The following is a 12,815-nucleotide window of genomic DNA, read 5'->3' as shown; positions in this document are numbered from 1 at the left end:
GTGTGGCGCCCGGCCCGGCACGGTGGAACGGAGCAACGCCCCCCTCTTTCCGACATCGCGCCGCCCGTCCCAGTTCACCTTCCGTTCACCCGCGTTACTTACGTTCGACGAGCCAATGACTTCGAACGAATGCCTGGGTAAATGGAAAGCTTCTCGCTGATCCTCGCGATCGTGGTGGTAACCGCGCTTGCGTTCGATTTCACGAACGGTTTCCACGACACCGCCAACGCGATGGCCACCACCATCTCGACCGGCGCGCTGCGGCCCAAGATCGCCGTGGCCATGTCCGCCGCCCTCAACCTCGTGGGCGCCTTCCTCTCCGTGGAGGTCGCCAACACGATCTCCAAGGGTCTCGTCGACGAGAGCGGCATCCGTCCCGAGGTCATCTTCGCCGCCCTGGTCGGCGCGATCCTCTGGAACCTGCTGACCTGGCTCGTGGGCCTGCCCTCCAGCTCCTCGCACGCCCTCATGGGCGGTCTGATCGGCGCCACCGTCGCCTCGGCCGGCTTCGGCGCGGTCCACGGCGACGTGCTCGTCACCAAGGTGCTGCTGCCCGCGGTCGCCGCCCCGGTCGTCGCCGGTGTCGCGGCGATGGTCGCGACCCGTCTGTCGTACACGCTCGGCAAGAAGGCCGACGGCAAGGCGGCCGACAAGGGCTTCCGGGCCGGCCAGATCGCCTCGGCGGGCCTGGTCTCCCTCGCCCACGGCACCAACGACGCGCAGAAGACGATGGGCATCATCACCCTCGCCCTGGTCGCCGGCGGCGCCATCGCGCCCGACTCCGACCCGCCCACCTGGGTGATCCTCTCGGCCGGCCTGGCCATCGCGCTCGGCACCTACATCGGCGGCTGGCGCATCATCCGCACCATGGGCAAGGGCCTGACGGACATGCAGCCGCAGCAGGGCTTCGCCGCCCAGACCAGCGCGGCCACCGCCATCCTCGCCTCCTCCCACCTCGGCTTCTCGCTGTCCACCACGCACGTCGTCTCCGGCTCCGTGATGGGCGCGGGCCTGGGCCGCAAGGGCGGTGTGGTGCGCTGGTCGACCGCGACCCGCATGTTCATCGCCTGGGGCCTGACCCTGCCGGCCGCCGCGCTGGTCGGCGCGCTCGCCGAGTACGTCACCGGCTTCGGCGCCTGGGGCACCGCACTGGTCGCCGTCTTCCTGGTGTCCGCCAGCTTCGGCATCTGGAAGGTCTCCCGCCGCGAGGTGGTCGACCACACCAACGTCAACGCCGTGGACGAGGAGCCGGCCGGCGTGGTCACCACCGCGATGGCCGCCGTGACCCCGCCCCCGGTCGCCGGCCCGGCCGTCACGGACGACCTGATGGCCACCATCCCCGCTCCGGCCGTCGCGACGGCGGAGCAGCCGGCCACCGCGAACCCGGCCCCGGCCGTCTGACCGCCGCTTTCGGGTACGAAGGAAGAGAAGCAGCATGAAGATCGACTGGGCGGCCCTCGGTTCCGTCTTCGGTGTCAGCCTCGTGGTCACCGTGGGTCTGGTGGCCCTGTTCACCCTCGGCATCATGGGTCTGTCCCGCCGCGAGCGGGCCCAGGCCCAGGGCGGCTCGGCCGCCCTCGCGGTCACCGGCGCGTACGCCTGCTTCGCGGCGTGCGCGGCGGCGGTGGCGTACGGCATCAGCCTGATCGTCGCCTGACCGGCCTCACCACACAGGACGCGGGGTGCCCGAGCGGCACCCCGCGTTCCGTCGTGTGACCTGGCAGGTCATCCGTGTGTGGGCCTGCCCACACTCCTCCGCCCCAGGTCAAGGGCAAGTTGACGGTCCCCGAACAGCCGTGGTGGACTGCCGGGGCCAAGTTGCGGCGTGCAGGAGAGGAAGCCGGTGGAAGTCCGGCGCGGTCCCGCCACTGTCACCGGGGTTGAGCAACCCCGGGAGCCAGGAACTCTCACCGCCGATCTCCTTCGAACCAGGGCGCGGACACCCTGAGTGAGGACATGACGCCATGTGCGGCTGCCGGTTGAGGACCAGGCCCATCAGCGACGCCCAGCCCGACCCCACGGCCGGCTGAGCCCCGTGCGAGCCGAACGCGTCTTCGCGTACGGCGCCGCCGCCGGCCTCCTCGGCGACCTCCTCCTCGGTGATCCGCGCCGCGGGCACCCGGTCGCCGTGTTCGGACGGGCCGCGGGCGCCGTCGAGCGCACCCTGTGGCGCGACCACCGCGGCTGGGGCACCCTGCACACCGCCGTCTGCGCCGGCGGCGCCGTCGCCCTCGGGGCCGCCGCCGCCCGCTGCGTGCGCCGCTCCCCCGCCGCCTCGATCGCGCTGACCGCCGCCGCCACCTGGTCCGTGGTCGGGGGGACCTCGCTCGCTCGCGAGGCCCGCGCCATCGGACGCGCCCTGGAAGCCGGGGACGTGAAGGCGGCCCGGGCCCGGCTGCCCCATCTGTGCGGCCGGGACCCGCAGGCGCTGGACGCCGACGGGATCGCCCGGGCCGTGGTCGAGTCGGTCGCCGAGAACACCTCCGACGCCGTCGTGGGCGCCCTGGTGTGGGGCGCCGTCGGCGGCGTCCCCGGGCTGCTCGGCTTCCGGGCCGTCAACACCCTGGACGCGATGGTCGGTCACAAGTCGCCGCGGCTGCGGCGCTTCGGCTGGGCCTCCGCCCGGCTGGACGACGTGGCCGGCTGGCCGGGAGCCCGGCTGACCGCCGCCCTCGCCGTGCTCACCGGCCCGGACCGGCGCGGTGCCGTACGGGCCTGGCGAACGGACGCGGTGAAACACCCCAGCCCCAACGCGGGCCCCGTGGAGGCCTCCTTCGCGGGCGCGCTCGGCGTGCGGCTGGGCGGAACGCTGTCGTACGGCGGGCGGGTGGAGCACCGGCCCGTGCTGAACGCGCGGGGGCGCGCCGTGCGAACCCACGACATCCGCCGGGCGGTACGGCTGTCCCGGCGCGTGAGCTGGCTTGCGCTCGGCGTGTGCGCGGGCGCACGCCTCATCGGGAAGGGGCGTGATCGATGAACGGCGGTCTCCTCGTCGCCGGCACCACCTCCGACGCCGGAAAGAGCGTCGTGACCGCCGGGATCTGCCGGTGGCTGGTGCGGCAGGGCGTGAAGGTGGCGCCCTTCAAGGCGCAGAACATGTCCCTGAACTCCTTCGTCACCCGCGAGGGCGCCGAGATCGGACGGGCGCAGGCCATGCAGGCCCAGGCCTGCCGGATCGAGCCGACCGCGCTGATGAACCCGGTGCTGCTCAAGCCCGGTGGTGAGCAGAGCAGTCAGGTGGTGCTGCTGGGCAAGCCGGTGGGTGAGATGAGCGCGCGCGGCTACCACGGCGGACGCCAGCAGCGGCTGCTCGGCACGGTCCTGGAGTGCCTGGCCGAGCTGCGGGGCACGTATGACGCGGTGATCTGCGAGGGGGCGGGTTCGCCGGCCGAAATCAATCTGCGCCGGACCGACATCGTGAACATGGGCATCGCGCGGGGTGCGCGGCTGCCCGTCCTGGTCGTCGGCGACATCGACCGCGGGGGCGTCTTCGCGTCCTTCTTCGGCACCGTCGCCCTGCTCTCGCCCGAGGACCAGGAGCTGGTCGCCGGGTTCCTGGTGAACAAGTTCCGCGGTGACGTCTCCCTGCTGGAGCCGGGCCTGGACATGCTGCACGGCCTGACCGGGCGGCGCACCTACGGCGTGCTGCCCTTCCGGCACGGGCTCGGCATCGACGAGGAGGACGGCCTCAGGGTGTCCCTGCGCGGCACCGTCCGCGAGTCGGCCGTCTCCCCGCCCCTCGGCGAGGACGTGCTGCGGGTCGCGGTCTGCGCGATACCGCTGATGTCCAACTTCACCGACGTGGACGCGCTCGCCGCCGAACCCGGCGTGGTCGTGCGGTTCGTGGACCGTCCGGAGGAGCTGGCCGACGCCGACCTGGTGGTGGTCCCGGGCACCCGCGGGACCGTGCGGGCCCTGCAGTGGCTGCGCGAGCGGGGTCTGGCCGACGCCCTGGTGCGCAGGGCGGCCGAGCAGCGGCCCGTCCTCGGCATCTGCGGCGGCTTCCAGCTCCTCGGCGAGCACATCGAGGACGACGTCGAGTCGCGTGCCGGAGAGGTCGACGGGCTCGGCGTCCTGCCCGTGCGGGTGCGGTTCGCCCGCGAGAAGACCCTCACCCGGCCGGCCGGGGAAGCCCTCGGCGAGCGGGTCGACGGCTACGAGATCCACCACGGCGTGGCCACCGTCCAGGGCGGCGAACCCTTCCTGGACGGCTGCCGGGTCGGCCAGACCTGGGGCACCCACTGGCACGGCTCGCTGGAGTCGGACGGCTTCCGGCGGGCCTTCCTGCGCGAGGTGGCCGCCGCCGCGGGCCGCCGCTTCGTGCCCGCGCCGGACACGTCCTTCGCCGCGCTGCGCGAGGAGCAGCTCGACCGGCTCGGCGACCTGATCGAACAGCACGCGGACACGGACGCGCTGTGGCGGCTCATCGAGTCCGGCGCGCCACAAGGACTGCCTTTCATTCCACCGGGAGCGCCCGCATGAGCACAGTGTTGTTGTTGTCGACCGCCGACACGGATCTGCTGGCGGCCCGGGCCTCCGGCGCGGACTACCGGATCGGCAACCCCACCCGGGTGGACGTCGCCGCCGAGCTGCCGGGCCTGCTCGACGGCGCGGACCTGGCCGTCGTCCGCCTGCTGGGCGGCAAGCGGGCCTGGGAGGACGGGCTCGCCGCGCTGAAGGCGTCCGGGGTGCCGACCGTACTGCTGGGCGGCGAGGCCGTGCCCGACGCCGAGCTGATGGCCGAGTCCAGCGTGCCGGCCGGCGTGGTCGCCGAGGCGCTGCGGTACCTGGTCGAGGGCGGCCCCGCGAACCTGCTGGAGCTGTCGCGGTTCCTGTCGGACACCGTGCTGCTGACGGGTGAGGGCTTCGAGGAGCCGCACAAGATGCCGGAGTACGGCGTCCACGGCTCGTACGCGCTGCGGGACGGGCGGCCGACCGTCGGCGTGCTCTTCTACCGCGCCCACGAACTGAGCGGCAACACCGCCTTCGTGGACACCCTGTGCGAGGCGATCGAGGCGCAGGGCGCCAACGCGCTGCCCGTGTACTGCGGTTCGCTGCGCGGCGCCGACGCCGGGCTGTACGAGCTGCTCGCGCAGGCCGACGCGCTGGTCGCCACCGTGCTCGCGGCGGGCGGCACGCACGCCTCGCAGGCGTCGGCGGGCGGCGACGAGGAGGCCTGGGACATCGGCGCGCTCGCCGACCTGAACGTCCCCGTCCTCCAGGGCCTGTGCCTCACCTCGTCCAAGAGCGCCTGGGAGGAGTCCGACGCGGCCCTGTCCCCCATGGACGCCGCGATGCAGGTCGCGATCCCGGAGTTCGACGGCCGGCTGATCACCGTGCCGTTCTCCTTCAAGGAGCAGGGCCCGGACGACGTCCCGGTGTACGTGGCCGACCCGGAGCGGGCCGCGCGCGTCGCCGGGATCGCCACCCGGCACGCCCGGCTGAAGCACAAGCCGAACGCCGAGAAGAAGATCGCGCTGGTCTTCACCGCCTACCCGACCAAGCACTCCCGCGTCGGCAACGCCGTCGGCCTGGACACGCCCGCCTCCGCGGTACGGGTGCTGGACGCCCTGCGGGACGCGGGCTACTCGCTCACCGAGTACCCCTCCGGCGGCGACGAGCTGATCCACCGGCTGATCGAGGCCGGCGGCCACGACGTCGAGTGGCTGACCGAGGAGCAGCTGGCGTCCGCGCCCGCCCGGGTGCCGCTGGCGGACTACCGGGCGTGGTTCGAGAAGCTGGACCCGGAGCTCAGGGACGCCATGCTGGAGGCGTGGGGCGAGCCGCCGGGCTCCCTGTACGTCGACGGCGACGACATCGTGCTCGCGTCGCTGCAGTTCGGGAACGTCGTCGTGATGATCCAGCCGCCGCGCGGCTTCGGCGAGAACCCGATCGCGATCTACCACGACCCGGACATGCCGCCGTCGCACCACTACATGGCGGCCTACCGCTGGCTGGACAACAGCTTCGGCGCGGACGCGATCGTGCACATGGGCAAGCACGGCACGATGGAGTGGCTGCCGGGCAAGGGCCTCGGCCTGTCCGGCGGCTGCGCACCGGACGCCGTCCTCGGTGACCTTCCGCTGATCTACCCGTTCATCGTCAACGACCCCGGCGAGGGCACCCAGGCCAAGCGGCGCGGCCACGCCACCGTGGTCGACCACCTCGTCCCGCCGATGGCCCGCGCCGACACCTACGGCGACCTGGCCAAGCTGGAGCAGCTGCTCGACGAGTACGCGCTGGTCTCCGACCTGGACCCGGCCAAGGCGCCGGCCGTGCGCGCGCAGATCTGGACGCTGGTGAAGGCGGCCGAGCTGCACCACGACCTGCATGTGGACGAGCAGCCGGACGACGAGACGTTCGACGAGTTCGTCATGCACATCGACGGCTATCTGTGCGAGATCAAGGACGTGCAGATCCGTGACGGCCTGCACATCCTGGGCGGCGGCCCGGTCGCCGAGCCGCGCGTGAACCTGGTGCTTGCCGTGCTGCGCGCCTCGCAGGTGTGGGGCGGACAGGCGAACGCGCTGCCGGGCCTGCGGGCCTCGCTCGCGGCGCACTTCGGGCTGGTGGAGAAGGAGCTGCTGGGCGAGCCGGGTGCCCCGGTGAAGGTGCCGGTGGAGCTGACGGACCTGGTGGAGGGCCCCGCGCGGACGGCGTCCGACGCGATCGACCTGCTGGAGCAGCTGTGCCGGCGGATCGCGCAGGGCATGGAGGAGCGCGGCTGGGACGCCTCGCACAGCAGGGCTCTGCTCAGGGACGTCCTCGGCACCGAACTGCCCGACGCCGTCGCGGTACTGGAGTTCGCGTGCACGGAGGTCGTGCCGCGCCTGGCCCGTACGACCGACGAGATCGGGCACATCCTCAAGGCGCTGGACGGCGGTTACGTCCCGGCGGGACCGTCCGGGTCGCCCACCCGCGGCCTGGTCAACGTCCTGCCGACCGGCCGGAACTTCTACTCGGTCGACCCCAAGGCGATCCCGTCGCGGCTGAGCTGGGAGGTCGGGCAGTCGCTCGCCGACTCGCTCGTGGCCCGCTACCTCCAGGACACCGGCGCGTACCCGAAGTCGGTCGGCCTCACGGTGTGGGGCACGTCCGCGATGCGCACGCAGGGCGACGACATCGCCGAGATCCTGGCGCTGCTGGGCTGCCGTCCCGTCTGGGACGACGCCTCGCGCCGCGTGACCGGCTTCGAGGTGGTGCCGCTGGAGGAGCTGGGGCGGCCGCGCATCGACGTCACGGTCCGTATCTCCGGCTTCTTCCGGGACGCGTTCCCGCACGTCGTGGGCCTGATCGACGACGCGGTCCGCGCGGTGGCCGAGCTGGACGAGCCCGCCGAGCGCAACTACGTCAAGGCGCACGCCGACGCGGACACGGACGAGCACGGCGACCGGCGCCGGGCCACGGCCCGGATCTTCGGCTCCAAGCCGGGCGCGTACGGCGCGGGTCTGCTGCCGCTGATCGACGCCCGCAACTGGCGCTCGGACGCCGACCTCGCCGAGGTGTACGCGGTGTGGGGCGGCTACGCCTACGGGCGCGGGCTCGACGGGCGGGCGGCGCGCGGGGACATGGAGACCGCGTTCAAGCGGATCGCGGTCGCCGCGAAGAACGTCGACACCCGCGAGCACGACCTGGTCGACGCCGACGACTACTTCCAGTACCACGGCGGAATGGTCGCCATGGTGCGGCACCTGACCGGCGCCAACCCCGAGGCCTACGTGGGTGATTCGGCCGTACCGGACCAGGTGAAGACGCGCACGCTGGGCGAGGAGACGCACCGCGTCTTCCGCGCGCGGGTGGTCAACCCGCGCTGGATGGCGGCCATGCGCCGGCACGGGTACAAGGGCGCCTTCGAGATGGCGGCGACCGTGGACTACCTGTTCGGCTACGACGCCACGGCGGGCGTGGTCGACGACTGGATGTACGAGAAGCTCAGCGCCGAGTACGTCTTCGACCCGGAGAACCGGGACTTCATGAAGAAGTCCAACCCGTGGGCGCTGCGCGGCATCACCGAACGACTGCTGGAGGCCGCCGACCGCGGCCTGTGGGCGGAGCCGGACGCGGACACGCTGGAGCGGCTGCGCGCCACCTATCTGGAGCTGGAAGGCGACTTGGAGGGCGACGAGAAGTGACCACCCCCTTTCCCTTCACGGCCGTCGTCGGTCAGGACGATCTGCGGCTCGCGCTGCTGCTGAACGCCGTGTCGCCGGCGGTCGGCGGAGTGCTGGTGCGCGGCGAGAAGGGCACCGCGAAGTCCACGGCGGTGCGCGCGCTGTCGGCGCTGCTGCCCGAGGTCGACGTCGTCGCCGGCTGCCGCTTCTCCTGCGATCCGGCGGCGCCGGACCCGTCGTGCCCCGACGGTCCGCACGAGCCGGGGGCGGGCGTCGCACGCCCCGCCCGCATGGTCGAACTGCCCGTCGGCGCCTCCGAGGACCGGCTCGTCGGCGCGCTGGACATCGAGCGGGCGCTCGCCGAGGGCGTGAAGGCGTTCGAGCCGGGCCTGCTGGCCGACGCGCACCGCGGCATCCTGTACGTGGACGAGGTGAACCTGCTCCACGACCACCTGGTCGACCTGCTGCTGGACGCGGCGGCGATGGGCGCCTCGTACGTGGAGCGCGAGGGCGTCTCCGTGCGGCACGCCTCGAAGTTCCTGCTGGTCGGCACGATGAACCCGGAAGAGGGCGAGCTGCGGCCGCAGTTGCTCGACCGGTTCGGCCTGACCGTGGAGGTCGCCGCCTCCCGCGAGCCCGACCTGCGGGTCGAGGTCGTCAAGCGGCGCCTGGCGTACGACGCCGACCCGGCCGCCTTCGCCGAGCGCTGGGCCGAGGAGGAGACCGCCGTACGGCAGCGGATCGCGGCGGCGCGGGCGCTGCTGCCGCAGGTGCGGCTCGGTGACGGGGCGCTGCGGCAGATCGCGGCGACCTGCGCGGCGTTCGAGGTGGACGGCATGCGCGCCGACATCGTCATGGCCCGCACCGCGACCGCGCTGGCCGCGTGGGCCGGGCGGACCGACGTGCTCGCGGAGGACGTGCGGCAGGCGGCGCTGCTGGCGCTGCCGCACCGGCGCCGCCGCAACCCGTTCGACGCGCCAGGGCTGGACGAGGACAAGCTGGACCAGACGCTGGAGGAGTTCTCCGGCGAGTCCCCCGACGACGACCCGGACCCGGACCCGGACGGTCCCGGGGGCGGCGGCGGGCAGCCGGCGCCGGACGCCGGTCCGCAGGGCGGGGACACCGGGGCGCGGCCCGAGGAGGGCGAGGGCGGCGAGCCGCAGCCGTCCGGCGCGGGTGCGGCCGAGCAGCCGGCCGCGCGCGCCGCGGAGCCCTTCCGCACCAAGGTGCTGAGCGTCCCCGGCATCGGCGAGGGCGCCGCCGGGCGGCGTTCGCGGGCGCGCACCGAGCAGGGGCGCACCACCGGGGCGCGCCGGCCGCAGGGCGCCCTGACCAAGCTGCACCTGGCGGCGACCGTGCAGGCGGCCGCCCCGCACCAGCGGGCGCGGGGCCGGTCCGGGCCGGGTCTGGTGATCCGCCGGGACGATCTGCGGCAGGCGGCCCGTGAGGGGCGTGAGGGCAACCTCGTGCTGTTCGTGGTCGACGCCTCCGGGTCGATGGCGGCGCGGCAGCGGATGAGCGCCGTGAAGGGCGCCGTGCTGTCGCTGCTGCTGGACGCCTACCAGCGGCGGGACAAGGTGGGTCTGGTGACGTTCCGGGGTTCGGCCGCCGATGTGGCGCTGCCGCCGACGTCGTCCGTGGACGCGGCCGCGGCGCGCCTGGAGTCGCTGCCGACCGGCGGGCGTACGCCGCTGGCGGCCGGGCTGCTCAAGGCGCACGAGGTGCTGCGGGTGGAGCGGCTGCGGGACCCGGCGCGCCGGGCGCTGGTCGTGCTCGTGACGGACGGGCGGGCGACGGGCGGCCCCGAGCCGGTGGCGCTCGCCTCCCGTGCGGCGCGGCTGTTCGCGGCCGACTCGGTCGCCTCCGTGGTCGTGGACTGCGAGTCGGGGCCGGTGCGGCTCGGGCTCGCTGGGCAGCTCGCCGCCGATCTGGGCGGGACAGCGGTCACGCTGGACGAGCTGCGGGCGGACTCGATCGCCGGGCTGGTCAAGGACGTGCAGGGGACTTCGAGGAGGGCCGCGTAATGCCGCAGGGACAGCCGAGTGTCGTACCGGACGACGGTCTGACGACCCGTCAGCGCCGCAACCGTCCGCTGGTCGTCGTGCACACCGGCGTCGGCAAGGGCAAGTCGACGGCGGCCTTCGGGCTGGCGCTGCGCGCCTGGAACCAGGGCTGGCCGATCGGGGTGTTCCAGTTCGTCAAGTCGGCGAAGTGGAAGGTCGGCGAGGAGAACGCGCTGCGCGTCCTCGGCGCCTCCGGCGAGGGCGGCACCGTCGACTGGCACAAGATGGGCGAGGGCTGGTCCTGGGTCCAGCGCGATGCGCAGATGGACAACGAGGAGAAGGCCCGCGAGGGCTGGGAGCAGGTCAAGCGGGACCTGGCCGCCGAGACGTACCGGCTGTACGTGCTGGACGAGTTCGCGTACCCGATGCACTGGGGGTGGGTCGACACCGACGAGGTGGTCGACGTGCTGCGCAACCGGCCCGGCACCCAGCATGTGGTGATCACCGGGCGGAACGCGCCCGAGAAGCTGGTGGACTTCGCCGACCTGGTCACCGACATGTCCAAGGTCAAGCATCCGATGGACGCCGGGCAGAAGGGCCAGAGGGGCATCGAGTGGTGATGTCCGTTCCCCGGCTGGTCATCGCCGCGCCCTCCTCGGGCAGCGGCAAGACCACCGTCGCCACGGGGCTGATGGCCGCGTTCGCCGCGCGGGGGCTTTCCGTGTCCCCGCACAAGGTGGGCCCGGACTACATCGACCCCGGGTATCACGCGCTGGCCACCGGCCGGCCGGGCCGCAACCTCGACGCGTACCTGTGCGGGCCGGAGCTGGTCGCTCCGCTGTTCCTGCACGGGGCGTCGGGCTGCGACCTGGCCGTGGTGGAGGGCGTGATGGGGCTGTACGACGGTGCCGCCGGGGAGGGCGAGCTGGCCTCCACCGCGCAGGTCGCGAAGCTGCTGCGCGCACCGGTCGTGCTGGTCGTGGACGCCTCCTCGCAGTCGCGGTCGGTGGCGGCGCTGGTGCACGGCTTCGCGTCCTGGGACCCGCAGGTGCGGGTCGGGGGCGTGATCCTGAACAAGGTGGGCTCCGAGCGGCACGAGTCGCTGCTGCGGGAGGCGCTGGACGCGGCGGGGGTGCCCGTGCTGGGCGTGCTGCGGCGGGCCGAGCAGGTGTCGACGCCGTCGCGGCACCTGGGGCTGGTGCCGGTCGCCGAGCGGGGGTCCGCCGCGGTGGAGGCCGTGGCCGCGATGGGGGCGCAGGTGGCCGACGGCTGTGATCTTCAGGCGCTGCTCGCGTTGGCGCACAGCGCCGGGGCGCTGACGGACGAACCGTGGGAGGCCCCCGTCACCTCCGTGGCGCAGCGCCCCGTGGTCGCCCTCGCCGGTGGCCCCGCGTTCACGTTCTCCTACGCCGAGCACGCCGAGCTGCTGACCGCGGCCGGGGCCGAGGTCGTGACCTTCGATCCGCTGCGGGACGAGCAACTGCCCGAAGGCACCGCGGGTCTCGTCATCGGCGGCGGGTTCCCCGAGGTGTACGCCGGCGAGCTGTCCGCCAACGAGCCGCTGCGGAAGGCGATCGCCGAGCTCGCCCTCTCCGGTGCGCCCGTGGCCGCGGAGTGTGCCGGGCTGCTGTATCTGTGCCGGGAGCTGGACGGGCAGCCCATGTGCTCGGTGCTGGACGCCGGCGCGCGGATGACCGAGCGGCTGACGCTCGGCTACCGGGACGCCGTGTCCGTCGGCGACAGTGTGCTCGCACCGGCCGGGACACGGATGCGGGGGCACGAGTTCCACCGCACGGTCGTCGAACCCGGCGCCGGCACGGCTCCCGCCTGGGGCGTCCGCACCCCCGTCAGGCGGGTCGAAGGTTTTGTACAGGGCGGTGTGCACGCGAGCTATCTGCACACCCACTGGGCGTCCGAGCCCGGTGTCGCCCGTCGGTTCGTGGAGAGGTGCCGGACGTCATGAGCAGCAGGCTGATCGGGGTCGGAGTCGGTCCGGGCGATCCGGAACTGGTGACCGTCAAGGGCGTGAACGCGCTGCGCGCCGCCGATGTCGTCGTCGTCCCCGTGATGGACACGATGGAGCGCGGGCGGGCCGAGGCGACCGTGCTGCACTACGCGGAGCAGGAGAAGATCGTCCGGGTCGTGTTCGCACTGAACGAGCGCACGGACCGCGCGCGCCGGGAGGCGGCCTGGGACGCGGCCGGCGAGCGGGTCGCGGCGCTGCTGCGGCAGCACGGCACGGTGGCGTTCGCGACGATCGGCGACCCCAACGTGTACTCGACGTTCACCTACCTCGCGCAGACGATCGCCGAGCTGGTGCCCGGCACGGTCGTGGAGACGGTGCCCGGCATCACCGCGATGCAGGATCTGGCGGCCCGCTCGGGCGCGGTGCTGACCGAGGGCACCGAGCCGCTGACGCTGGTGCCGGTGACCGCCGGTTCGGCGGTGCTCAAGGACGCGCTGAACGGACCCGGCACGGTCGTGGCGTACAAGTTCGGGCGGCAGGCCGCCGAGGTCGCCGAGGCGCTGCGGGAGACCGGGCGGCTCGCCGACGCGGTGTGGGGTTCGGCGCTGGGCCTGCCGGAGGAGTCGATCCGGCCGGCCGGCGAACTGGACGGCGCCCCGCTGCCGTATCTGTCGACGCTGATCGCGCCCGCGCGGCGGGACGGCGGCCGGGGCGGCAAGCTGTGAGACCCGCCCA

The 12,815-nt window shown here is 73.6% G+C and carries 9 protein-coding genes and 1 riboswitch; all 9 genes read left to right on the top strand.

Annotation, left to right across the window (positions count from 1 at the left end):
* Window positions 1–141: 141 nt before the first annotated feature.
* The 9 genes from ACZ64A_RS12795 (at window position 142) to cobI (ending at window position 12,805) form a co-directional block, all read left to right on the top strand.
* Entirely contained in the window at window positions 142–1,401 is a 1,260-nt protein-coding gene (locus ACZ64A_RS12795) for an inorganic phosphate transporter (protein ID WP_469810063.1), read from the top strand.
* Between the two features lie 34 nt (window positions 1,402–1,435).
* Window positions 1,436–1,657, top strand: a complete 222-nt coding sequence (locus ACZ64A_RS12790; protein ID WP_469810062.1) for a hypothetical protein — start codon at window positions 1,436–1,438, stop codon at window positions 1,655–1,657.
* A gap of 106 nt (window positions 1,658–1,763) precedes the next feature.
* A riboswitch (cobalamin riboswitch) is annotated at window positions 1,764–1,929 on the top strand.
* Window positions 1,930–2,035: 106 nt separating this feature from the next.
* Window positions 2,036–2,977 (top strand): cobalamin biosynthesis protein, encoded by a 942-nt coding sequence (locus tag ACZ64A_RS12785; protein ID WP_469810061.1) that lies wholly within the window; start codon window positions 2,036–2,038, stop codon window positions 2,975–2,977.
* Window positions 2,974–4,482 carry a cobyric acid synthase gene (locus ACZ64A_RS12780; RefSeq protein WP_469810060.1) on the top strand — a complete coding sequence of 503 codons (1,509 nt, stop codon included), beginning with the start codon at window positions 2,974–2,976 and terminating at the stop codon, window positions 4,480–4,482. The genes ACZ64A_RS12785 and ACZ64A_RS12780 overlap by 4 nt, the downstream gene beginning before the upstream one ends.
* Window positions 4,479–8,132, top strand: coding sequence for a cobaltochelatase subunit CobN (gene cobN, locus ACZ64A_RS12775; RefSeq protein WP_469810059.1), 3,654 nt, complete (start codon window positions 4,479–4,481; stop codon window positions 8,130–8,132). The genes ACZ64A_RS12780 and cobN overlap by 4 nt, the downstream gene beginning before the upstream one ends.
* Window positions 8,129–10,135, top strand: coding sequence for a putative cobaltochelatase (locus tag ACZ64A_RS12770; RefSeq protein WP_469810057.1), 2,007 nt, complete (start codon window positions 8,129–8,131; stop codon window positions 10,133–10,135). The genes cobN and ACZ64A_RS12770 overlap by 4 nt, the downstream gene beginning before the upstream one ends.
* The gene (gene cobO, locus ACZ64A_RS12765) at window positions 10,135–10,734 is read left to right on the top strand and encodes a cob(I)yrinic acid a,c-diamide adenosyltransferase (RefSeq protein WP_362314954.1); all 600 of its coding nucleotides are present in this window, start codon (window positions 10,135–10,137) and stop codon (window positions 10,732–10,734) included. Before ACZ64A_RS12770 ends, cobO begins: the two co-directional genes overlap by 1 nt.
* Window positions 10,734–12,077, top strand: a complete 1,344-nt coding sequence (locus ACZ64A_RS12760) for a cobyrinate a,c-diamide synthase (RefSeq protein ID WP_469810056.1) — start codon at window positions 10,734–10,736, stop codon at window positions 12,075–12,077. Before cobO ends, ACZ64A_RS12760 begins: the two co-directional genes overlap by 1 nt.
* Window positions 12,074–12,805 (top strand): precorrin-2 C(20)-methyltransferase, encoded by a 732-nt coding sequence (cobI, locus tag ACZ64A_RS12755; protein ID WP_469810055.1) that lies wholly within the window; start codon window positions 12,074–12,076, stop codon window positions 12,803–12,805. Before ACZ64A_RS12760 ends, cobI begins: the two co-directional genes overlap by 4 nt.
* Window positions 12,806–12,815 lie beyond the last annotated feature (10 nt).

The sequence above is a fragment of the Streptomyces sp. NPDC104814 genome (assembly GCF_055583185.1).
Note: the sequence above shows the minus strand (reverse complement) of the source record. Positions and strands in the feature narration are given on the sequence as shown.